Below are 21938 nucleotides of genomic sequence, written 5' to 3' on the forward strand. Positions count from 1 at the left end.
GTTGTTGCGATCAGTGCGGCGCGAGTCCGTTCGCGACTTCGCACAGACCCTCGGGATCAGTCCCCGGACCGTCTCCCACTGGCAGCGGGACAAAGCCCGAGTATGCCGTCCTGCCACGGCACAGATCCTGGATGCCGCACTTGCTCAGTGCAGCACAGACGAGCAAGAAGCCTTTCGCGTCCGATTAGCGGCATTACGTGGAGAGCCGGTCAGCGCCACGTCCGCTGGGGTCCCGCGCCCCGGGCCATGCTCCGTGGTCTCGCACAAGATCCTTCCGGTATACCTGGGCACGCGATGCGGCCCCCTGTATGAGCCGGGCATTTCTGTACTGGCTGGCCCAGCCGGCCTCGAGCGGCGGGTTCTGCCCGGCAGCCACCCCTCAGCCCACGCCTCCACCGTGCACGTCTATGCCTGCGGTGTTGCCGTCGTGCACGTGGAAGAGCACCAGCAGGTGGGCTCTCTGACCGAGCTGGCCGTGTGGCGCTATCGCTCGTACCCGACGAACAGGAGCTGGGCGGGACAGCGCCTGGCACGTCTGTTGGAGCAGCACCGTGCCGATGAACCGGCAGGGGTGTCGCCCGATCCGGAGTACGTCCTGTCGGTGTACGAGCTGCGTGAACACGCATGGTCGGGCCCCGGACTTGCTACCGCCTTGCAGCTGCTGACCACGCCGTCGGTACTCGTCAACCGTCAGGACCCGACGGCCGCCGTGCCTCTGGGAGAAGGGGTGGAGGAGGCCAAGTTCCACGACGGCTGGAGCCATTCCGAAGCGCTCGCGTTCGACGGCGGCGCCTCCCACGGAGTGGCTGGCTGGTCGGGGATTGCCTACCATCCGCAGCCGAATGAGCGTGCCCTGACGATGAGCCAGATCCTGGCCCTGGAGCTGGATGTCCAGGCACTGTGGGCGCTCTCGTCGCACATTCTGCACACGATTGAAGACGGCCGGGATCCCGTCATGCCCGAGCGGTACGGATGGAGGTTCCTGCGCGGTGCGTACGTCCGCCTCACTACCGCCCGTCCCACGGAGAGCGCGCAGCATCGCGTGATGCGCGAGGCGATCCTGGCGACCAGCGAGCTTCCCGACCGGCTGCGTGCCGCTCAGGAGGCCCTTCGAGAGAGCAATCCGTGACAGCGGGGAAGGCGGACTGGGTGGACTTTCGCTCAACAGTGCTGATCGTCATCGACGTACAGCACGGCTTCATCAACGGGCACAGCCGCGGCGCACTGCCGTCCATCGTGCGCGTGGTGGATGGGTGGCAGGCAGCCGGCGGTCCTGTGGTCTTCACCCGCTTCCACAACGAGGCGGGCTCGCCCTACGAGACCATCACCGGCTGGACGCGGCTTCGGACTCCGCAGGAGCAGGCGCTCGTTGAGGAGCTTGCTCCGTACACCGATGCCGCGACGGTGATCGACAAGGCGCAGTCGTCCGCTCTGACGCCCGAGGCGGCTCAGCTGTTGCGAGACCGTGGCTGGCGCGATCTGGTGCTGTGTGGCATCGATACGGACGCCTGTGTCTATGACACGGCGATCGCTGCCTATCAGGCCGGCTACCGGCCGTGGATCGTCACCGATGCGTGTGCCTCGACCGGCGGCGCCCAGTACCACGACGCGGCTCTGCTGCTGGCCGCCCGGAATATCGGCGCCGCGCACCTGACGACGGCCGAGAGCGTCCTGTCGCGGATCACCGGGGCGCAGGAGGCGCGCGCGTGAATGCTCTGTCGTACGACGCGGACGTGCTGGTGGTGGGCGCCGGGCCGGCTGGGGTGGCGGCAGCGGTCATGGCAGCCAGCCTCGGTCTGGCGACCGTGGTCGTGGAAGCCGGCGCGGTCGGCGGGCGGCTGAACACGATTGAGGCGCTGGAGAACGTGCCCGGCGGCTGGACGACGGGCGTGCACCTGGCCGAGGCCCTCAGTGCAGACCTGACGCGGCTGCAGCAAGCTGGTCTGTGCACCCTGGTGCGCGGACGTGCCACGAGGGTCGGCTGCTATGCCGACCGGGTTGAGCTCGCCCTGGAGGACGGACGTACCTTCCTCGCGCGGACCGTCGTGGTCGCCACCGGGGTGGCCGCTCTCGCACCGCGCGACGTCGACTGGGTGAGCGTGCCGGATCAGTTCTCCGCACCCCCGCTGTGGCGTACTCCTCCAGCGGCGTGCACCGGTGCGACATTCGTTCTGGGAGGCGACCGGCCGCTGGGTACGTGGCTGCGTGCCCATGCCGACGCAGGGACGACTCTGCACGTCCTGTACCCGCCGGCAGATGACTACAAGATCGAGGAAATCGCGCGGGACGAACACGTGCGCCTTCTCCCGGTATCCCATGTGACTCTCGCCCGGCTCTCTGACGGAGACGGCTGGAGGGTGCTGGTCACGGACCGGAAGGGAGCCCGGCGGGCCCACGCGGCGGCAACAGTCCTGGGCAACCTGGGCAGCAAGGCCGCCGCACCCGACGGCGTCGTGCAGGGTGAGGACGGCTACTGTCCGCCCGGAGAGCAGCATCACCGCATCCGCATCGCCGGAGACCTGCGCTCGGCGCGGTTCCAGCGCATCGTGACGGCGCAGGGGTCGGGCGCGCAGTGCGTGCTTGCCCACTACTACGCCAGCACGTCACAAGCGGGGAAGGACCAAGCACCGTGAGGGCCTTCTCTCGCTCCGCCACGTCCTCCGACGCGCGGCGCACCGCCGCACGCCGGTCAGCGATCACACCGTTCCTACGGCTGGGGCGCGTTGAACGGCTGGCTCAGGTGGCTCGGCCGCGCGGTCTCCGGGGCCTGACTGTCCTCGATGTGCCGAGGCGTGAGCGCCTTGAGGGCGGCGTGGAGCGTCTCTGTGCTGTGCTTCCACCGCTTCGGGGCGATGAGCTTGAGGCGGGGGGCGTGCTCGGGGGCGAGGACCTGGCTCTTGCAGTCGATGACCGGGATGAGCCCGAGGTTGTGCCCGTAGAGCAGTACGGGCTTCTGGGCGATGAGGGAGCGCAGTTCGAGGCGGGCGAAGGGGCCGAGAAGGTTCACCCGGCTCCCGGCCCGTTTCTGCTTGCCCACGATGACGAGCCCGTCGAGGCTGCCTGCCACGCTGCCCCAGTCGTAGGGACGTTCCTCGCTGAACGTGTTGCTGTAGTGGAGGATGTCGACACCGGGGGGCAGCTGTTCGGTGATCTGCGTGAGCCAGTTGTCCCATTTGGGGTTGTTCCTCGCGCGCGGCGCCGCGCTGACGTAGACGCGAACCGGGGCGCCGGGAGCGCGGGCGGCGGCGATGCGTTCCATCGCTGCGGCGAATCGACGCTGCTGCGCCGGGCTGGCGAAGGTCTCCACGTCGAGGTCGAGGGACTCGGTCGGCGTCGTATGCATGGTGCTCATCATCCCCTGCCCGGGCCCGGTGCTTTCCCGAAGGGCTGGAGGGAGGGCCTGAGCCTGGCGGTGCGTCAGGAGGCTTCTGTGCCAGGCCGACACGGGCGGAGGCGGGCTGTCGTGACGCACCGTGAGGGGGGTACTGTGCCCGTGAATAAGATCAATACAGACATGCTTGAGCCCCGCGAGGCTGCACTCCGGGGCACGGCCGCAGACCTACAAAGGGATGGTCTCGACATGGATCAGGGTACCCATACCCTCTGCCAGACGAACAAGGCACCCGCCTCCGTAGCAGCGATGACCTGCGCGTCGCTCCGGACGGGTGCCTTTCCCATGCTTCCGCACCGGACCGGGCGCGGACACATCTCTCCCCTGGCGGGGGTCGAGATGACGTAAAAGTTAGGCGGATTCCCCGCCGGGACGTTCAGCTCCCTAGGTGTTCACAGCACCTCGGCTGACGCCCCATCTGCCACCAGAAGGCCTGCCAGCCCTCTGAAGGGTCTGTCCGCCCGGTTGCCGCCGGCCGAACAGTTCGATCTCGGTTCACGCGAACCAGCGCCACAGGCGCCTTTTTCATGCCCTCTTCCCTTCACGAAAGAGGCACGACTCATGTTGCAGCATCACGCTGCTCTTTGCCAGCCCACCCATGACCGTTTGGCGCATTTTGCGGCGTCTTCCCGGTCACATTTCACGTCACGGCGCCGGTCGCGCCTGCGTGAAACCGTCGTGTCGGCGCCGTGACGGCGCTGGTGCTGCGGGCACGGCGAGTACCCCGTCCAGAGTCGGATCTGGGCGGGGTACTTGCCGTGCCCGCAGCACCAGCGGGGGAGCAGTGTGTCGCGACGACCAGGTCGCGGCGGTCGGGGCCGCGGCGGTGGCTGCGGTCGGTGCAGTGGCTGGTGGCCGCCGGGCTGCACCCGCGTGCCTCGGAGACGACGCTGATGGTCGCGCGGGACCTGGCGGGCCGGATGGATTTCGATTCGGGGCAGGTCCGTTACTGCCTGGAGGGCATGGTGGCGCGCCTGGGCATGTCCCGGGCGACGATCAGCCGGCACGTGGCGTATCTGCGGGAGCTGGGCGCGCTGGTGTGGGTGGAGCGCGGGAGCCGGGCCAATGTGCGCCGGGCACAGGGGCTGGGCGGGTACGCGGGGACCGCGACGGTGTACGCGGCGGTGATCCCTCCCGTCTACGACCAGGCGCACGGGCACATGGTCGTCGGCTCCGGCTACACGGCCCGGATCGTCATCGATCAGCGTGGCGCTCTTTCTGTTTCCGCTCAGGAAGGCGAGCCTGGGGCTGTCGCGCCTGTGGATGTCCCGATGGGGTCCGGGGCCTGTGAGACCCCTTCCCGTACCGGGGTTAAGGAAGTGGGTCAGAGGAAGGTAGTGGGGGGTTGTAGAGACACCTCGCGCAAGCGCGCGAGCCGCCCCAGGACCCGGATCTCCCTTCAGAGCACGCTGGTGAACGGCCGACGTCGCACGGCGGGCGACGTCCGCCAGGCCGGGCGAACGGTCCGCCTGGTGCGGGCACTTGTCGCCTGGACCCAGCCGGTGCCGCTGCGACGGCTGGAGTACGTGCTGCGTCCGCTCACCGACCAGGGCCTGAGCGCCTACGAGATCGCCGCCGCACTGACGGCGCTGTGCTCCGGCACACGGTGGCGGCCACAGCGCCCCGACGTGTTCATCCGCCAGCGGCTCACCGGCATGACGGCCTACGACCAGCAGCTGGCAGCCGAAGCCGAGACGGAAGCCGCCCGGCCTTCCGCCGAGCCGATGGCCAATCCTGAGTGGTCGGCATGGATCCAGCTCCAGCGCCGTGAGCAGGCACAAGCCGGCGATGCGCGGACCGATGCGGATCGCGCCGCGGCCCGGCTGGACTGGAACATCTGGCCCGAGGTGATCAACCACATGGAGGAGGACCCCGTCGACGCCCTCGACCTCTATGGCGCGCAGCTGTGCTCGTTCGCCGTCAGCCAGGCCGCCCGCCACGACGCCGGAGGCAACGGCTGGCTCTGATTCAGACTTCTTGGCGGGCAGCCATGAGAGGGCGGGATCGTCGCCGGTGGCGCCTACCGGCGGCCGCAGCAGCTAGGCGTCACGCATCCGGCATCCGCTGCGGCGCCCCTGAGCCCGCGCTGGCTTGTCCGGTCCTCGGGGGAGGACCCGGCGGGCAGCGGTCCGTGCCCTTGCTGTTGGGGCGAGTCCGGCCCGGTTGTCAGTGGCAGCGAGCACAATGCTGCCAAGTCACTCATCTGCACCATAGGGAGCACGATGGATCGGCGCCTCATACAGACCGCGGTCTTTGGCAGTCCGGACTCCGACGACCCGGCGATATGCCCGGAGACCGTGGACGAGCTGAAGGCATTCCGGCTCGCGCACCAGGATCAGACGATCTGGTGCGGCACCAAGTTCGAGGGCGGCTGCGGCCGGCGGCTCACCACGCGGCTGTGCACCGACAAAATCTGCCACTTCGCGCACTACGGCTCCGACGGTTCCGGAGAGCCCTGCGGCCGCACGGCGAAGGGCAAGGACAGCGCCAACCACCTCTTCGCCAAGGCCCATCTGACGTCCTGGCTCCACTCACAGGGCCTCACGGCAGCGTTCAGCTATCCCGAGCCGCTGGGCTCCGCCGTTCTCGCCCAGCTCGAGGACGGGCGCACCCTGCTGGTCCACCTCGCCCGCAACCGACCCGTCGACTGGAACAACAGTTCCTGGGAGATCATCCTCGGGCCCGGCGTCCCCGTCCCCGCCTACATCCTCAACCAGCGCGGATACGTCCAGCGTCTCCGCTTCGAGGACCGGCCCGGCGGAGGGACCGTCATGCGGTTCGGTACCGAACATCCCGGCCAGGGCACCACCTGGGACACCCCCGACCACGTCACATTGACGGCCAAGGGCATGGACACCACTACCCGGCCCGACGCCGTACGCGCACCACTGAGCAACCACCCGACCCAGCAGCCCCCGGGCACGAACACGCCTGCGCGCGCGATCGTCACCCTCACCTCACCGCCGCAGACGGCCCCCACGGTGCGCTAGGACGACGCAGTCAAACGCGCCGTCATGCACCTCGACCGCGCCCGCCGCGAACCCCACCGCCTGTACGCCGCGGTGCGCACCATCAAGCGGCTCCTGGAGAACGAGACGATCCCGCAGGACATTGCCCGGCTGCGCATCGCCCTCGACCACGGCGAGCGGCTGATGGACGAGCGGACCCGGGAGCGCACGGCGATCCTGCGGCAGCTGCAGGACTCGCCCACGGCCCTGCTTCTGGCCAAAGCCGACCGGCTGATGGGAGACGAGAACGTCTCGATCGCGGAGCGGGAGATCCTCCGCCATGCACGGGAGAAGTACCGCTCTGTTCGGAGCAAGCACCACCGGATGGAGGAGGAGCGCAACGCTGCCCGCAGGGTCCAGCAGGAACAGCAGCGCCACCAGGTGGGACAGCAGGACAAGGAAGAGCGGCGGCGACAGGCAGAACAGCGCAAGCGTGCTCGCGCGCAGGAAGAGGCCGAGCACCGTGAACGGGCCGAACGAGCCGAGGCCGAGCGACGGGCAGCAGCGCTCCAGGCGGAGAAGGAACACGCCGAGAAACTCGCCTACCTCACCCCGTTCGTCCTCGGGGCGCTGAAGAAGGCGGCCCGGGAAGAACGCCTCACCGCCTGGGAGGAGTTGAGAGAGCGCACCGGGCAGCGTGAACTTGCTCGCCTCAGCCACGCAGACCGGCTGACAGTCCTGGAGGCCGTGGAGGAGAAGACCCGCCCCGACGCCCCTTTGTGGTCATCCGTCCTCGCCGCCGCCGGCACCGGCGAAGCGCTGCGCCTGCATCGCGACCTCGCCGAACGCCTCGATCGCCCCCTGCCCGAGGATGACACTGAGCTCCTCGCCCAGGTCACCGCGGAGTGCGCCCGGCTCCGCAGCCAGTGGTAGAGGGTGACCAATGATTCCCCAGGCATTCGGGTTCTGCCATATGGAGAACACGGAGTCCGGGGTTGTGCCGCTTCGCCATCAACCAGGCTGCAGCTGCGGCTCGCTGCTATTGACGTGTAGGGGCCTCGCCAAGACGTCTTGGCGAGGCCCCTACCTGCTTACCGACCGAGTCAGCGGCGGCCGCCAGGGACGGCCGCACATTTCGGAGGGGAAGTGGATGTCTACGGTGTATTACTCGTCGTCAGTAAGACGTGATCCGTTCATTTCCCCAGGAACCCAGTTGATGCACGCGGGACGTTCTCCCGTTTCCGCTCTGCAGAACTCCTCCAGGGCGGCGCGAACCTGAGTTGCCGGAAGTGTACTTTGAGCATCGTAGAAGAGAGGGAACCCTGGGTCGGAGACGACCCGTGGATCAAAATCTGGCGGAGTCGGGTTGTCCGATACCCAGACACTCTGAGAGATTTCATCTTTCCTTTCGTCAGCGCGCTCGGCGCTGACGAACCAGGTGAGGCCGCCGTACCCCGTTGCAGCGTTGACGGACACACGCAGGTAATTGTCGGGCCACCAGTCGAAGGTGTCCGCTGTATGGCGCCTGTCTGCAAACATGAGACATGCGGATTCGCCCGCGCTGATACCGGGAGCGCCAAGGTCCTCCGATTTCATGTTCTCCATGATTTCGTTAATCAAGCCCAGCTTCTCCTCCCATGTTTCAGCGTAGTAATAGGTTCCGTGGATCACTGCGTTCAGGATCAAATCTAGTCCAGCCCTCGGAGAATCATGGGTTCCTTGGCCCCCACATACCATACCGTCATGGTAGATCCGCGTGGAAGGACGGCGCGGACCGCCGCCTGGCATCCAAGCGGGGGACTGCACACGTAGTTATTGTTGATCACCACGTGCATGTCGGTTATCTTGTTCTGCCGCATCCATGCGGCGTACTTGGTTTCGACATGGTACGCCGCATCGTATTTCGCCTTTGCGGGAATCTTGAAGATGTTGGGAGACTTGGCCAGATATTCTTGCGCCGCCTCCATCAGGCCGTCCCGGCCGCTGGTGATCTCGGCGCCCACAGCCTTTCCTGCCGAATCGAACGCACGGCCCGTGGTTACCCGCTTGTCCATCAGCTCTCGCAGAGCCTTCACGACGTACAGAGGGCACTCGGAGTTATGGACCAGCAGCGGAGTCTTTCCTGCGAGTACATAGAATGTGTGGATCTCGTCCACTGTCAGGTTGTAAGTCCGGGCGTGCTTGACGAATGAGCGATTTGCCTTGATCTCTGCAGTCGTGCCATCGAGGGTCCGCAGAGTCATTCCGGCCTTGAGATCAGCTGCCTTGACCCACCCCCTTTGCGATATGGACCAGAAGGGGTGCTCATGCGTGGCCGTGAGCTGTTCATCGCCCTGCCGGGTGGCGATGGTGAGCGCATTGAAGTGCTTGTCTTCCTCCGTGATGATGAGGTCATTTACCGCGCGCGCAGCGGTCTTTCCGCTGAAAGGGTCAGTGGCAGTAACCTGATCGCCGACCTTGACGGATTCTATGCTCTTGGTCGAATGGTCTGCCATCAGCACTTTGGTGCCAGGGAGGAAGCACTGAACGCACTTAACGTCTTTGTAATACCGGGACCCCTTCAGGGCGTCTACGAGTGCGTCTCCACCCTTCTTGGCAATTTTCAGCCTGCCCAGAGGGATCACCGATATGACGGCCATGCTGCAGCTGCCGAAGCTCGGATCGTTGACGCATTTCTTTGCGTCGTTGAGACCGAAGATTTCCCACACGGCTTCCTTCAGTACCGGGTCAAACTCCGGCATCTTCAGGTAGTAGTCGCCGCCCGTGGCAGCAGAATACATACACGGGGGAAGACTGTCCCGGCTGGGATAGGGAATGCATGGCTTCTTCTTGCTGCTCTCCCGCTCCTTCAGGTGCTGTTCTGCCGCCCGGCGGCGTTCCTCCGCCAGCTCGGCTTCGCGCTTTTTGACAACATCTGCCCATGCCTGGCTGGCCAGATTTTGCGCTTCGTCCCGGTTCTTTCCTGCGATCAAGGCCGAGGCGTAGGCGTCATCAGCTGCGTTTCGCGCAGTGGCAGCTGAGGTTCGGGCGTAGCTCGCAGAGAATTCGGACTGTGCAGCGGATTCCTCAGCTGCGGCCGCGTCGCTTTCGGCACGGTCAGCAGCATTTCGGGCCGTGGCGGCAGATTTTGCCGCCTGCTGCGAGCTAGCCGTGGCACTATTGGCGGATTTGAGGGCATCGGCAGCGTACTCCTTTGCCTGCCGAGCCAGTCTGTCTGCTTCTGCGGCAGCCTTGTCTGCAACCGTCTGGGCTCTCTTGGCATCGGCAGCAGCCTTTGCGGCGCGCCAGCGATTAGCCTGAGCGTCGGCCGCGACCGCTTCGGCTTGGTGAATCAGGCTCTGAACCTGATTCACGTGAGTGGCGGCGAGCTGATCTTTGCGATCAGCCATGTACTGACCAACTTCGATGAAGTCCTGCAGCTGGTTCGCCGGCCCAGAAAGTGCGATCTTGGCAGCAGCTTGAGTTTCCGGACCCCCACTGCTGAAGAGCTTCCCGGCTTCGACACGTTTGTCGATGTTCCGTGCTTGATACTGGCCGCTGTTGAGGAAGGCCATAAGGGCTTGAGGGCTGCCGTCGGCGAGGGCGGCCTTGGCTGCTTCCTTGATCCCGGGACCGCCGTCGGTGACCAGTTTCCCGACGAGGATGCGGTATTCGATGATTGCTACTTGGTACTGCCCCGTGGTGTAGAAGTCTGCGATCTGCTCAGGGGTTCCCTCCAGTGCCTTGGCCGCCCCGTCGCGCACGGCCTCGTAGGGGCTCTGGGCAGCGAGATCGGAGACCTGCTGGCGAGTCTCGTCCGCTTCGGCCTTCTTCCAGCCCGTACGAAGGTAGTCCAGTACATCGGCGTCAGTGCCCGACAGAGCTCGCGCCGCCGCGTCCTGGCGCCAGGAGCCGAAGTACTTCAGCGAGCGCAGAGCGACAGCGCGCCCTCGGGCCGCGAGGGACTTCTCGTCAGCGTCTGGTTTGACGGCTTCAGCGGCCAGGGCAGCGGTGTCTTGCGTGATGGATGTGCCTTCAAGTACCACATGCGCTGCCTGAACAGTGAGTTCGTCCCCGGCGTCCTTCTGCGACCTGGCCCGTTCCATGGCAGCCGCCGTACGGGTAGCAAGGTCTGCGGCTTCAGTTTCCCGCGCGAGAGCGAAGACCTCCTTCGCCTTGGCGACGGCCTTGGAGGCAGCGTCGGCTGCGTATTCGGCTGATTTGGCGTGCTTGGCGGATTCAGCAGCGGCTGTGGCCGTATCGCCGGCGTGCTTGGCTGCGTCCTCAGCGGCGTTCGCCGCGTTCTCGGCATGTGTGGCGGCAGATTCGGCGAGATCCCTGGCTTCCTTCGCTGCCTGGGCCGACTTTGCTGCTAGTGCGACGGCCTGTGTGGCCGCTCGCCGGGATTCCTGGGCATGGCGACGCGTCTCTGCCGCGGCTGACTTGGCCTGGCCAGAATAGTACTGGGAACTGCTGGCGTAACTGTCAGCCTGGTCAGCCGCATCGGCCGCGTCCATGGCGTTGTCGCTGGCGCTGAGGGAGGCGTCGGCGGCTTTTCCTGCTGCCAGAGAGGCCTGGCCGGCCTTCTCTGAAGCCTGGGCGGCTCTTTTGGCGCCGGCGGCAGCCGTGCGGGCCCTGCCGGCTGCTTCCTTGGCGTCCGTGCTCTTTTTGGCGTCGTTTGAAGCGGCGGCTGCGGCGTCCAGAGCGCGTGTGGCGGCGTCAGCCGCGCCGATCGCTGCGCTGGCTGCCTGTGCGGCAGCCAGCGCAGCCACCCTGGAGGAACGGTTGGCTTCGCTGGCTGCGTCTACCGCACGCTGAGATGCCTCAGCTGCGGCTTTCGCCGCGTCAGCCGCCTGCTGTGCCTTGAGAGCTGCGCTTTTGGCATCGCTCTTGGCCAGGCCGGTCTCGGTAGCTGCCTGCTGCGCTGCTTCCTTGGCCTTCTTGGAGGCTTCGACCGCGCGGTCCTTGGCTTCGACAGCCGCTTCCGTGGCCTGCTCCGCCTGTGTGCCCGCTTGCGCGGCTTGATCAGCCAGCTGGGCGACCGTGAAGTGCTCCTGGTCACGGCTGCGCGCCACGAACTGGCCGATCTGAAGGAACTCAACGACGTCGTCTGGTGTCCCCTGCAGCGCCGTCTTGCCCGCAGCCTTGACGTTCGGCCCGCCGGCGTTGATGAGCTTGCCGACCTCGACCCGGTTGTCTATCTCACGGGGCTTGAACTGGCCTGTCTTGAGGAACGCAGTGACGTCTTCGGGGCTGCCCTGCAGAGCCGCCTTTCCGGCTTCCTTGACACCGTATCCGCCCGAGCTGATGAGCTTGCCGACCTCGACCCGCTCATCGAGTTGCAAAGGAGCCTTCCACCCCTCCTTAAGGAACGCCCTTACCTCATCGGGGCCATGGGGCGGCCGCAGCGCTTCCACGGCTGCCTCGCGCAGCGACGGGCCACCAGCGTTGACCATGCGGCCGACGGCGATCCTGTCGTCGATCCATTCAATGCTGTCACTGCTCTTGAGGAAGTTCTTGATGTCTTCGTCGGATCCCAGCAGGGCTTCTTCGGCGGCTTTCCTGATTCCGGCACCGCCGCCACGCCACTGCTGCAGGACGAGGCTGCGGTTCAGTGCTGCGTCCGGGGTCTGCTCGGAAAGGTCGTCCGCCACTGCCGGTGCGCTTGCGAGTAGTCCTGCCACCAATACGGCGGAGATGACCCCGGCAGAGGCGGTGTGCAGCCTGCGTGCCGGTTGATGCCGGTGCGGCCTGTCTCTGAACAGGCGTGTGACGTCAGGGGGGTTCAGAATTCGTTTCACTCTGCTCGATCTCTCTGGTAACGGGCCAGGCATCGCACCAGGAACCGAAACAGGTTGAGACGTCGACTGGGTGCTCGAAGGCTGAGAGCCTGCACCCCCCGGTGCGGTGCACGGACCGCGTTCGAATGCGCAACAGCCTCTCGTCACCCAGTGATTGAGGGGTTGTTTGCCAACATCTTACATATGATTTACTTATCGGACTTCGAGGCGCCCCTGGGTGCGCACTCCACTCCTACCTTGGAAGACCGACGTGGCAATCTCTTCTGTCCGTGGCGTACTGTTCGCCGCCGCAGCCTCTGCGGCTTTGGGATGCACAGCCCTCATGTCCTATGCGATCGCCGAGGCAGCCCCACCGTCCTCAACTGCGGTCTCGCCCGCAGCGGCAGGCGTTGATATGCCGTCCGCCGTCGAAGAATTCGCCTATCCCGGCGCAGCGAAGATCCTCAAGGACAGGAAAATCACCCTCAAGCAGGGCGACGGTCACATCCTGCTGACCGACTGCAAGTCGGCGCATGACCTCATGGTCGAGTCACGCTCCGGCGATAATTTCTTCTGCTTCACCATCAGCGGAAAGCAGGGATACCTGACTATGGAACTTCCCCAAACTCATGGTATCTGGACGAAGGGCCACCCAGTCCAGGCGAAGCTCACTGCGGGTGGACAGACCACTGTTGTCAACGCTCCCGTCGAGGACTTCACCCCCGTAGGCGAAATGGCGACCGGCAAGCAAGCTGTCTTGCTCGAACTCCGTGTCACCGGCTGATCCCACCCGAACCGGAAGGCCCTAACCCCGGCGCTGTGGTCCTGCGACAGACTTTGCGATACGCCCTGACGGTATTCCCGATGCCTCGTGGTCGCCCGAAGGTGACCGAGCGGAAAAGTCAGCGACCCGTAGACCCCCGCGGGAGCACGCGACGCACTGAGCGCCGTGAATCAGCTCCGGCCAGTCCCAGACACGGCTCACAGCCACCTGCTGCCGCCCGCCCCACACCTCCGGCAGGCGCAAGTTCAATCGGCTCAGCATCCATCTCGGCGCCCGCCACCGTTTCTACGGATGCCCTTTCCCCGTACTCCATAAGGATCCATTGATGTCTGCACTGAGTTCACGCGCCGCGTGGACTACCGCATTGGTCGCCCTCGCCACGGCCAGTGGCCTGGTCACCGCATCCCCTGTGGGCGCCGTCTCCGGCGACGCCGTCCCTTCCGGCAGTTACGCCTTCACCGCGAAGCTGACCATCGGGGATGGCAAGCGCAGTTGTTCGGGTGCGCTGGTGGACGGGCAGTGGGTGCTGACGGCTGCCAGCTGCTTCGCCGACGCCAGCGGCAAGGTGGTGGCCGGCGCCCCGGCCGAGAAGACCACCGTGACCGTGGACGGCCAGGCGTTCGGCGGATCGGCAGTTCCTGTCACGGTCCTGCGGCTCGTGCCGCATCCGGACCGCGACCTGGTCATGGCTCAGCTGCGCACCATCTCGCCGGTCGGCAGCTCGACTCCGGCGTTCAAGGTGGACCCGGTCGATGTGGCCTCCACGCCGGTGACGGCAGGCGAGAGCCTGCGGGTGACCGGGTACGGGCGCACGAAGACGGATTGGGTGCCCGACGCCCCGCACACCGCCACCCCCAGCCTCACCGGGGCCGATGACGCCACCCTGTCCCTGGCCGGCCGCGACGGCAAGACCGCGGGCATCTGCAAGGGGGATGCGGGCGGGCCCACCTTCCGCCAGACCAGCAGCGGCCGTTATGAGCTGGTCGGCATCCACTCCCTCACCTGGGAAGCGGGCTGCTACAACTCCGAGGAGACCCGCGACGGCGCCGTCGACATGCGCGTCGACACCGTCAGCTCCTGGATCCAGCAGACCCGGCTGACCACCAAGTCGATCCTGACCACAAAGGTCGTCACCGGTGGCGACTTCAACGGTGACGGCCGCACCGACATCGCCGCCGTCATGACCGACGGCAGCCTCCACGCCTTCTACTCCGGCCCGGACGGCACCCTCGAATACGGGCGCGCCCTGTGGAAGGACAGCAGCTGGGGCAAGGTCAAGAAGCTGGTCGCCGGGGACTTCAACGGTGACGGGCGCATGGATGTCGCTGCCATGTGGGACGAGGGCAGGCTGGTCCTCTACCCCGGGCAGGCGGACGGCGCCCTCGGGCAGCGGACGGCGATGTGGCCGGACGACTCGTGGAAGACGATGCCGCACCTGGCCCGGTTCAAGGACACCTCCAGCGGCCGGGACGGGCTGCTGGCCATCTGGGGCAGCGGTGCCCTGTACGCCTACAGCACCAAGGCGGACGGCACGCTCAGCAGCGACAAGCGCCGCATGTGGCCCGACAACACGTGGGACGGCAAGACCCAGTTCGCCACCGCCGACTACAACGGTGACGGCCTGGACGACATCGCCACCGTCGCCCCCTCCGGCGACCTGCAGTTCTACGCCAACAACGGCAAGGGCTCCTTCGACAGCGCCCGCCCGCTGTGGCCCGACACCAGCTGGAAGAACATGCAGATCATCGCGGGCGGCGACTTCAACGGCGACGGCAAGGGCGACCTCGCCGGCCTCTCCGACGTTTCCACCAGCCAGCCCCTGACCCACCCCAACCTGCGCTGGTACCAGGGAGACGGCAAGGGCCACCTCGCCGACGGCCGCTCCATGTGGCCCACCCGCCCCTGACCCGCCCTGATCCATCTGTGATCACTGCCAAGACGTGCACTTGGCAGTGATCACAAACAAGCCCACGAGTTGATCGGTTGTCCCGAGGTAAGAGGAACGATCTTCATGTGAAGTGGGAAGGGGAATCCAACCTCGTCCCTCCGCTGTAGCCCTGACAGCCACCGATTTGATGTGTCTGCCGTTGTTTACGCCGTAACGGCGGCGGCAGCACACTCCAGTTGCCCACCTCGACACGGCCACCGTGCACCTCGGCGTTCCGGAGGACATCGTCCCGCGTCGCACCCGTGGAGGTGCTGACGGCTGACCCAGGGCCGGTGCCTACGGCCGGCAGTCCTCCAGGGCCTGTGTGGACCGCTCGATAGGGTGATCTTGCCGGGGGCCGCCTCGGTCCCCTGTGCCCAACCGGTAGAGCGGGGGTGGTCTGGGAGGAGCAGGGGGTTCGGGTGACGGACGTTTCGCCCGCGCAGGCGCTGGCCCGAGCGACAGCCGTCGGTGGGCGGGTGGCCGACCTGGTACGACGAGAGCCCCGAGGAGACGACCAGATGTGCCCCTCTCGTCGTGACCCTCAGCAGCACTCCCGAGGACCGGGCGGCCGCCGCGTGGATCATCGCCGACGAGATCATGCGGGAGCGCACCGGCGGGCGCCCGCGACCCTACGGAACGTGGCGCGAGGCCACCTTGAAAGAGGAGACGCTGACCGGGAACGATCACGTCCTGGTGAAGGCATTCGCGGAGCCTGTCTTCGAAGCGGCAGCCGTGGGGAAGAAGGGCAACCACGGGCTGGCCGGATACGTAGGCGAGTGGCTCTGGTACCTGCTGACCCGGGACCGGCCCGAGGATCCAGCGCGCGCCGTGGAGATCCTGGGACCGCCGAAGGCCGCCGTCAACGATGGAGGCGGCGATGGACTCATCGTCTACCGGGAGAACGGCACGGACCGGGGCTTCTCCTTCCGGCTGTGGGAGATGAAGAAGTACACCGGGGAGGCGGACCAGCCTGACGGGGCGATCCGCAGGGGCTGGATGCAGCTGGGCACGAAGGGAGCGACGTACCTGGGCATGCTCTCCTGGGGCGACAAGCTGCTCGCTGACGACACCCGGGAGTTCGTGGGCAGTCTGGCCGAGCAGTGGGTCGATGAGGAGGAGTCGGCCGGTGGCGGCGTCAGCGTCGCGCTGAACACCACGGCGATCCCGGCGAAGGCGTTCCACCTGGCGCACGAGCACTTCTCCACCCACAAGCACCCCGGCGCGCTGCAGGGCCTGGTAGTGGCGATCGATGAGCTCGAGGGCTTCGCCCATGAGGTGAGGAAGTACGTGTGGACCGCACTCTAGATCCGGCTGTACTCGCGACTGCCCTCGGCGAATACCGCCCCGGCGGGGTCCTGCCCTCGGCGCAGGAACTGCTGGCTGCCATCACCGAACTGGAGATCGCCGCCTTCCGCAGCGACCAGCAGATCCCGGACGACGTGCTGGCGACGGCGTGGCTCCTGCACGGGCTGGCCGCCATCGAGCCCGAGGCACCCGGGTTCGACCCGGTGCGGACCCGGCAGGCCCTGGCGGTCAGCGCGCACGTCATGGACCTGGCCCTCGCCGACCAGCGGCACTCTCCCACCGAGCGGCTGAGGATCGCCTTTGCCGCCCAGGCCGGGTACCGCAGGTGCGAGCAGGAGCCCAACGCCACCGCCGTCTACCGCCAGGTCAAGAACCTGGTGGACTTCACCTCCTCGCTCCCGGCACACCTCGACACCCTGGCCCTGGAGGCTGGCGTCGTCTTCCTGGCATTCGACCGGCCCGACCTGAACCGGGCTCTGTCCGCCTGGCGCCGCCAGTTCGCGGAGCTGCGCACGCTGATGGACGACGAGCCTCTGGCAGGCACGATGTACGGCTGCGCCGAAGCCGTCGTGGAAGCGGTCCATTTTCTCCGCCTGTTCCTCTCGTTCGGCGATCTGGAGCGTCTGCGCGACGCCCAGGATCTGCTGGGCAGCGTGCTGGACGGGCGCGCGGGCCGAGGTGACCCGACGGCCCGGTGGGTCGCGGCCCACCTTCTCGGTCTGAGCGGTGAGATGGCCGCCAGCAGCCTGTACACCTTGCTCCCCCAGGGAACCCCGGATGCGGTTGCCCGGACCTTCGCGATGTCCCACCCGCCGGTCATGACGCTGTGGCGCCCGCAGCGCCAGCTGCTGAGCCTGGAGCGGGGCAACCCGGTCGCCCCCGGCACTGGCCGGAGCCTGATCAGCGTGCCCACCAGCGCGGGCAAGACGCTGATGGCCCAGCTGGTCATCTGCTCGCACCTGGCGCAGAGACCCGGCCGCGTGGTCTACGTGTCGCCGATGCGAAGCCTCGGCCGGGAGATGCGGGCCGCTTTGCGCGGCCGACTGCGGCTGATGGAACGCAAGCTGGTCGCCGAGCAGCCGGACTTCCCGCTCGCCGAGGGCAGCGGGTCCCTCGTCGGAGACGTCGATGTCGTGACCCCGGAACGGCTCATGCACATGATCCGCAACAACCCCGGCGGAGCGCTGGACGAGGTCAGCCTCGTCGTCGTCGACGAGGCCCACCACCTCACGCAGGGACGGCGCGGCTTCGTGCTGGAGAGCCTGCTCGCCCTCCTGCGGACCCGCTCCGACGTCCGGCTGGTGCTGCTGTCCGCCGCGGTCGGCAATCGGGCTGCCCTGGCGTCGTGGCTGGACCCGGCGCGCCCGGCGCAGGAGGTGTATTTCACCGACGACTGGCGCGGCCCCCGGCGCCTGCACGGCCTCATGTACCCGCAGCTGCTCAAGGACCAGGCCGAACTCACCTCGCGCAAGCCGAGCAAGAAGCGCTCCTCCACCACCCGCGCGAATGTGCCGGTGTCCACCCGGCTCGACGTCCGGCCGACCGCCACCATCCCTACCTTCGGTCTGACCATCCCCAACGTCGGCACCAGAGCGTACGCCTCCCCCCACGCCCGGCAGTGGAACGCGGCCACCAGGCTCACCGGCGGCATCCCGGACTACGAGGTGTTCGCCGCCGGCGCCGCTGCCCTGACCCGTGCCGGCAGCGTGCTGATGGTCGTCGCCAGCAAGGTCATCGCGAGGAACGCCGCGCACGCCATGGCCCAGCGGCTGGCCGTCCGTCCTGAGGCGGCGGCGCTCACTGAGTTCCTGGCCGAGACGCTCGGCGAGCAGCACCCCTTGGTCGAGTGCACTCGCCACGGCGTCGCCTTCCACCACGGTGACCTTCCCGACGACGTCCTCCACGCCGTGGAACAAGGGCTGCGCGACGGGGACCTGCTGGCCATCGCCAGCACGACCACCCTCACCGACGGCGTCAACCTTCCAGTCCGCACGGTCATCGTCAGTCATACGCTCGAGAGCGATACCACGGGCGCGAATCAGCGCAGCCTCAGTCCCGCGGAGCTGCTGAACGCCATCGGCCGGGCCGGCCGGGCCGGCCGTGAGAGCGAGGGATGGGTGATCCTCACCCGCCCCTACCGGCCCCGGTCGGCGGAGTTCGAGGCCTTCACCCCCGACACCGAGCAGCTCACTGTCACTTCCGAACTCCTCAGCCAGGAGGCCCTGCAGGCCCTGGACCAGGCGGAGCGGGCGCTGCAGCTCGGCCTTGACAACCTGTTCGGTCTGGTGGGGACGGTTGCGGCCGACTTCGCCGCGTTCGTGTGGCTCGTCCTGCAGACCCACGCGGAGACCCTTCACGCACCCGGCGACCGGCTGGACCCGGTGCGGTCGTTGCTCGCGATGGACCAGGCCGCCGATGCATCGGTCCCGGCCCGCTGGATGACGCTCGCGGAGAGGGTCGCCGCGATCTACGACACCACCGACTCCGGCGTCGCACGCCGCTGGGCCACCACCGGCACCAGCATCGGATCTGCGCGCTCCCTCGACAGCATCGCCCAGCGCCTCGCGGAACAGCTGGTCGCCCAAGCGGCCCCCGCAGACACCCTGGACGAGCTCAGCATCTTCTTTGGGCCGCCCGAATTGCCGCTGGAGCAGACCCTGAACTTCCTCGTCGAGCACGGCGTCTTCGAGGACCTTCTGAAGCTGCCCGAGACCACCGGGTGCTGGCAGTACACCGGGCCACCCAACGGGGTGCCGATCAGCGATGCGATCCGGAACTGGATCTCTGGCACCTCCATCCCCGAACTCGCCCGCGCCTGGATGCCCGACAGCGAGCCATCCGATCCCCGCCCGCTCGAGCAGGCCGTGCACAGCATCAGCCAGGCATTCGAGCACGCGATCAGCTGGACAGCAGGCGCCCTGGTCAACCTCGTCAACACCCACCCCCTGCTGACCCCCACCACGCCCCGCCTGTTCGCACACACGGCCTGGCACATCCGGCACGGCGTCGACACCGAGTAGGCGATCACTCTGCTCACCTCCGGCATCACCTCCCGCCGCCTGGCCCACCAGATCGGCCGCGCTGCCGCAGATGCCCGCATCAGTTCCGGCGAGCTCCGCACCTGGCTCGCCGACCAGCAGATCGACGGCTGGATCACCACGTACAAGGCCAACACGTACGAGGTCGAGGACCTCCTCGACTACGTGAGCAAACCGGCCAACCCGCTCAACGAACTCCTGCGCGGTCGCCCCGTGACGATCCCCCTGGCACGGGTAGGCCCGGGCACCGCAGACGGGTCGGTCACCTTGACCCACCCCGGCAAGAAGCCGGCGACCATCACAGTCCACCGTGACGGAACCCGGATTGCCGCCATCCCCGCCGCCCGGCATCACGCCGTCCTCACCATGATCGACAGCGGTCTCGACCTCACCCACCACCTCGAAGCCGGACAGCTGGTCACGACCCTGGCCACGACCAGCCTGGAGAACACCGAGGGTTAGCCCGCGCCGGGCGTGCCCACCCTCCTGTTCCAGGCCGTCAGCACGGCGGTGGACGGCTCGATCGGTATCCAGGAATCGGAGAGATGCCGCCCTCGGCGAGGACCAGCCCATGACGTCCGTGGGGGCGGGCCCCGTGTTGATGTTGAGGGGCCTTCCCCCGAGGAGCCTTGACCCAAGGCCGGGTAGTTAACGCATTTCCGCTGCTGGCAAAGGGTGTTGATGACCACTGCGTGGCTGTGTAGAGGCCGGGGCCGATCTTGTAGATGAGGCCGTTGGCGGCCCAGCGGTTGAGTTGTCTGTACATGGTCTCGAGGGTGACGTCGTCGAAGCGGGCCGCGATGTCGCGGGGCCGCCATGGACGGCCGGGTTCTTCGTGGAGCAGGTCAAGGATGCGGTGTCTGCGGCGCTTGGCGTGGGTGGTGAGCCGGTCGTCGCGGGAAGCGGGGGGCAGCGCGGGCTGCTCATTTGCGGGCTCGAGGACAGTGATGCAGAGGCGGGTGACGGTGCGGCTGCGGTCGGGGCGGCCGTCGTCTTGGCGTTGGCGTACCGGGAATCCGATGAGCGGACCTTGCGGGTGCTGACGCGGGGCCGGCGGGGTGGGAGGAGACCGGCCAGGACCGCTGGCCTATGACACCGATGGTGCTGGTGTTCGGGACCGTGGTGATGCCGACGGCCTGGACGACGAGGTCACGGGCGCCCTGCAGGGCGATGGTGAAGCCGCGTCGGTCCGGGTCGGTGCCCGGCTGGGACTCGGCGGCTTGGACCGGGCCTTGACCCCGGGTTTTGGACACCGGAGACACTTGGATATCGGCGATGCAGCCGTTTTGTAGGGCCCGGCGGATTGACGACCACTCGGGGTCGGCAACACGATCGTTCTGTGCCGCCTGGGCAGTGCGTGTGCGCCGTAGGTGCCAACGCTGCTCTGCATAGTGGGTGCGGTCCTGTATCCGTCGGGCCTAGGGAAACGGTATGGCGTGGAATGTGGGCAGCGCGGCCTCGGTGGCTAACGCTCAGTCTTTCGGTGGGGCTTGGCTGCCTGGTACCAGTCTGACCCCACTGAAGCCCCACCGGTGGCAGCTCGGGCGTACCGGCATCCGAATCACCGCCTTGCCGGGGGCGTAGACCGCCAAGCACGGCGCAGCAGCGCGTCTTTGGCACTGAAGCCGGCCGGTGATGATGCCCAGCACGTTCTGGGGCGTCCCGTTTTCGCTTCGCCTCTTCTTGCTGGCCTTCCGCTCCCCGATGCGCCTAAGGAAGCCGGCGCCCATCATCGTCGGCCCGCAGATGGTGCCGAAGTCGTACGTGCAGCTGGTCACGCCGCGGCGGTGTGGGCACGCCGGACGTGGCCACCATTTTGCCGAAGATCGGATGGAGCGTCCAGCGTCGTCGGAAGGTGTCGACATTGTCTGACCGGTCCCGGACGACCGGGGCGCGTCGTCCGTTTAGCGCGGTCCGAACATTCCCTCTGGCTGGCCTCCCGGGGACGGCCAGGGGGACGTCGGCCGCCGTCGGATGACTGCGGGTGACGGTTCTCGTGGCAGCCACGGTGGGCGGACGGGCGGAGACACTGGCAACACATCATGGAGTGTGGCACGGCTCGGTTTTCCAAGCCGATCTCATGCTCGACAGTCGAACTCGTTACCGAGTGCGGCGCAACGACGGTGTGGCGGTTATTGCGATTGTCATAGAAGTTCGTAACGTGCTCGCGTCAACGTGATTTGTCGATGCGTATTCGCGTCCGTTCTTCGTGAGGAAGGTCCATGCAGCGGAATTGCCCTCGGTGGGGGATGGTAGTGCGGGCGGGTCTGCCCGCCTTGGCTCTCGCAGGCGTCGTGTTCTCCGCGGCGCCCGGCATGGCAGTGGGGGTGACGTCGGGTACCGTCGTTGGCGCCAGCGTCTCCGGGGTCCGTGCTGCGGAGCCGACCCCGCCCGACCCCAATGCTCCGTGTCCGCATGGTGAAGCGAAGCCCTGCGGGGCCACGGCGGAGGACCGGAAGGAGGTGGACGCCCAGCGCAACGATGCCAAGCAGGAGCGGGGGCAGAACGCGACCGACCTCAAGCTGATTCAGCAGACGCTTCAGAACTATTGCCAGCCAGGTGACAGTGCGTGCATGAAGAAGCTGGCGGGTGACGGCAGCGCGCAGTACGCCGGCATCAATGACACCAAGAAGACCTTGGACGAGTACCAGGCCGAGCCGGTCGGAAACGCAGCGGGCGCAGTGAAGAAGACCTGCGGGGACTTTCAGGCGAGCCTGCCGGCGGGGGACCCGGCGAACAACCCGGACGTGTACACCGCGATGTGCAAGGAGATGACCCGGTGA

General features: G+C 67.1%; 15 protein-coding genes. 12 read left to right on the forward strand and 3 right to left on the reverse strand.

Translation table 11 applies throughout. From position 1 onward, the window contains the following. Positions 1 to 397 precede the first annotated feature (397 nt). From AB5J87_RS39175 to AB5J87_RS39185, 3 genes are read left to right on the forward strand one after another with little or no spacing between them, the layout of a single operon-like run. Complete coding sequence (locus AB5J87_RS39175; protein ID WP_369384095.1) at positions 398 to 1129, forward strand: hypothetical protein; 732 nt, start codon at positions 398 to 400, stop codon at positions 1127 to 1129. A gap of 38 nt (positions 1130 to 1167) precedes the next feature. Further along, positions 1168 to 1710 carry an isochorismatase family cysteine hydrolase gene (locus tag AB5J87_RS39180; protein WP_369384096.1) on the forward strand — a complete coding sequence of 181 codons (543 nt, stop codon included), beginning with the start codon at positions 1168 to 1170 and terminating at the stop codon, positions 1708 to 1710. After that, positions 1707 to 2633: an FAD-dependent oxidoreductase gene (locus AB5J87_RS39185; protein ID WP_369384097.1), complete on the forward strand. Its 927-nt coding sequence runs from the start codon at positions 1707 to 1709 to the stop codon at positions 2631 to 2633. The genes AB5J87_RS39180 and AB5J87_RS39185 overlap by 4 nt, the downstream gene beginning before the upstream one ends. Positions 2634 to 2707: 74 nt before the next feature. Here the strand turns inward: AB5J87_RS39185 and AB5J87_RS39190 are convergent, their stop codons facing one another. Then, on the reverse strand, positions 2708 to 3343 hold the full coding sequence (locus tag AB5J87_RS39190; RefSeq protein WP_369384098.1) for a hypothetical protein: 636 nt from the start codon (positions 3341 to 3343) through the stop codon (positions 2708 to 2710). 887 nt (positions 3344 to 4230) lie between these two features. On the opposite strand from AB5J87_RS39190, the gene AB5J87_RS39195 reads away from it, so the two are divergent. The 3 genes from AB5J87_RS39195 to AB5J87_RS39205 all read left to right on the forward strand — a co-directional run bounded on the left by AB5J87_RS39195 (position 4231) and on the right by AB5J87_RS39205 (position 7272). After that, positions 4231 to 5358 (forward strand): hypothetical protein, encoded by a 1128-nt coding sequence (locus AB5J87_RS39195; RefSeq protein ID WP_369384099.1) that lies wholly within the window; start codon positions 4231 to 4233, stop codon positions 5356 to 5358. Positions 5359 to 5613: 255 nt separating this feature from the next. Next, complete coding sequence (locus AB5J87_RS39200; protein WP_369384100.1) at positions 5614 to 6381, forward strand: hypothetical protein; 768 nt, start codon at positions 5614 to 5616, stop codon at positions 6379 to 6381. Between the two features lie 24 nt (positions 6382 to 6405). Beyond that, positions 6406 to 7272, forward strand: a complete 867-nt coding sequence (locus AB5J87_RS39205; RefSeq protein WP_369384101.1) for a hypothetical protein — start codon at positions 6406 to 6408, stop codon at positions 7270 to 7272. Between the two features lie 231 nt (positions 7273 to 7503). On the opposite strand, the gene AB5J87_RS39210 is transcribed toward AB5J87_RS39205, so the two are convergent. Together AB5J87_RS39210 and AB5J87_RS39215 are read right to left on the reverse strand one after the other, a co-directional pair. Next, positions 7504 to 8010 carry an Imm1 family immunity protein gene (locus tag AB5J87_RS39210; RefSeq protein WP_369384102.1) on the reverse strand — a complete coding sequence of 169 codons (507 nt, stop codon included), beginning with the start codon at positions 8008 to 8010 and terminating at the stop codon, positions 7504 to 7506. 17 nt (positions 8011 to 8027) lie between these two features. Then, positions 8028 to 11972 carry a DddA-like double-stranded DNA deaminase toxin gene (locus AB5J87_RS39215; RefSeq protein ID WP_369384103.1) on the reverse strand — a complete coding sequence of 1315 codons (3945 nt, stop codon included), beginning with the start codon at positions 11970 to 11972 and terminating at the stop codon, positions 8028 to 8030. 469 nt (positions 11973 to 12441) lie between these two features. Between AB5J87_RS39215 and AB5J87_RS39220 the strand changes: the two genes are divergently transcribed. The 6 genes from AB5J87_RS39220 (at position 12442) to AB5J87_RS39245 (ending at position 21938) form a co-directional block, all read left to right on the forward strand. Then, complete coding sequence (locus AB5J87_RS39220) at positions 12442 to 12882, forward strand: hypothetical protein (protein ID WP_369384104.1); 441 nt, start codon at positions 12442 to 12444, stop codon at positions 12880 to 12882. Between the two features lie 325 nt (positions 12883 to 13207). Then, a complete protein-coding gene (locus AB5J87_RS39225; RefSeq protein ID WP_369384105.1) occupies positions 13208 to 14788 on the forward strand; it encodes an FG-GAP-like repeat-containing protein in 1581 nt (526 codons plus the stop codon). A gap of 558 nt (positions 14789 to 15346) precedes the next feature. Then, the gene (locus tag AB5J87_RS39230; protein WP_369384106.1) at positions 15347 to 16117 is read left to right on the forward strand and encodes a hypothetical protein; all 771 of its coding nucleotides are present in this window, start codon (positions 15347 to 15349) and stop codon (positions 16115 to 16117) included. Continuing rightward, a complete protein-coding gene (locus tag AB5J87_RS39235; protein ID WP_369384107.1) occupies positions 16102 to 19137 on the forward strand; it encodes a DEAD/DEAH box helicase in 3036 nt (1011 codons plus the stop codon). Before AB5J87_RS39230 ends, AB5J87_RS39235 begins: the two co-directional genes overlap by 16 nt. 183 nt (positions 19138 to 19320) lie before the next feature. Then, positions 19321 to 19617, forward strand: a complete 297-nt coding sequence (locus AB5J87_RS39240) for a hypothetical protein (protein ID WP_369384108.1) — start codon at positions 19321 to 19323, stop codon at positions 19615 to 19617. 2000 nt (positions 19618 to 21617) lie between these two features. Beyond that, positions 21618 to 21938: a hypothetical protein gene (locus AB5J87_RS39245; RefSeq protein WP_369384109.1), complete on the forward strand. Its 321-nt coding sequence runs from the start codon at positions 21618 to 21620 to the stop codon at positions 21936 to 21938.

It is taken from the genome of Streptomyces sp. cg36 (assembly GCF_041080675.1).
Lineage (GTDB): Bacteria > Actinomycetota > Actinomycetes > Streptomycetales > Streptomycetaceae > Streptomyces.

What these genes read in the sequence shown, in the direction of transcription:
- AB5J87_RS39225 (WP_369384105.1), top strand. Translation starts at nt 13,208, where the DNA reads ATGTCTGCACTGAGTTCACGCGCCGCGTGGACTACCGCATTGGTCGCC.
- AB5J87_RS39200 (WP_369384100.1), top strand. Translation starts at nt 5,614, where the DNA reads ATGGATCGGCGCCTCATACAGACCGCGGTCTTTGGCAGTCCGGACTCC.
- AB5J87_RS39220 (WP_369384104.1), top strand. Translation starts at nt 12,442, where the DNA reads ATGTCCTATGCGATCGCCGAGGCAGCCCCACCGTCCTCAACTGCGGTC.
- AB5J87_RS39190 (WP_369384098.1), bottom strand. Translation starts at nt 3,343, where the DNA reads ATGCATACGACGCCGACCGAGTCCCTCGACCTCGACGTGGAGACCTTC.
- AB5J87_RS39205 (WP_369384101.1), top strand. Translation starts at nt 6,406, where the DNA reads ATGCACCTCGACCGCGCCCGCCGCGAACCCCACCGCCTGTACGCCGCG.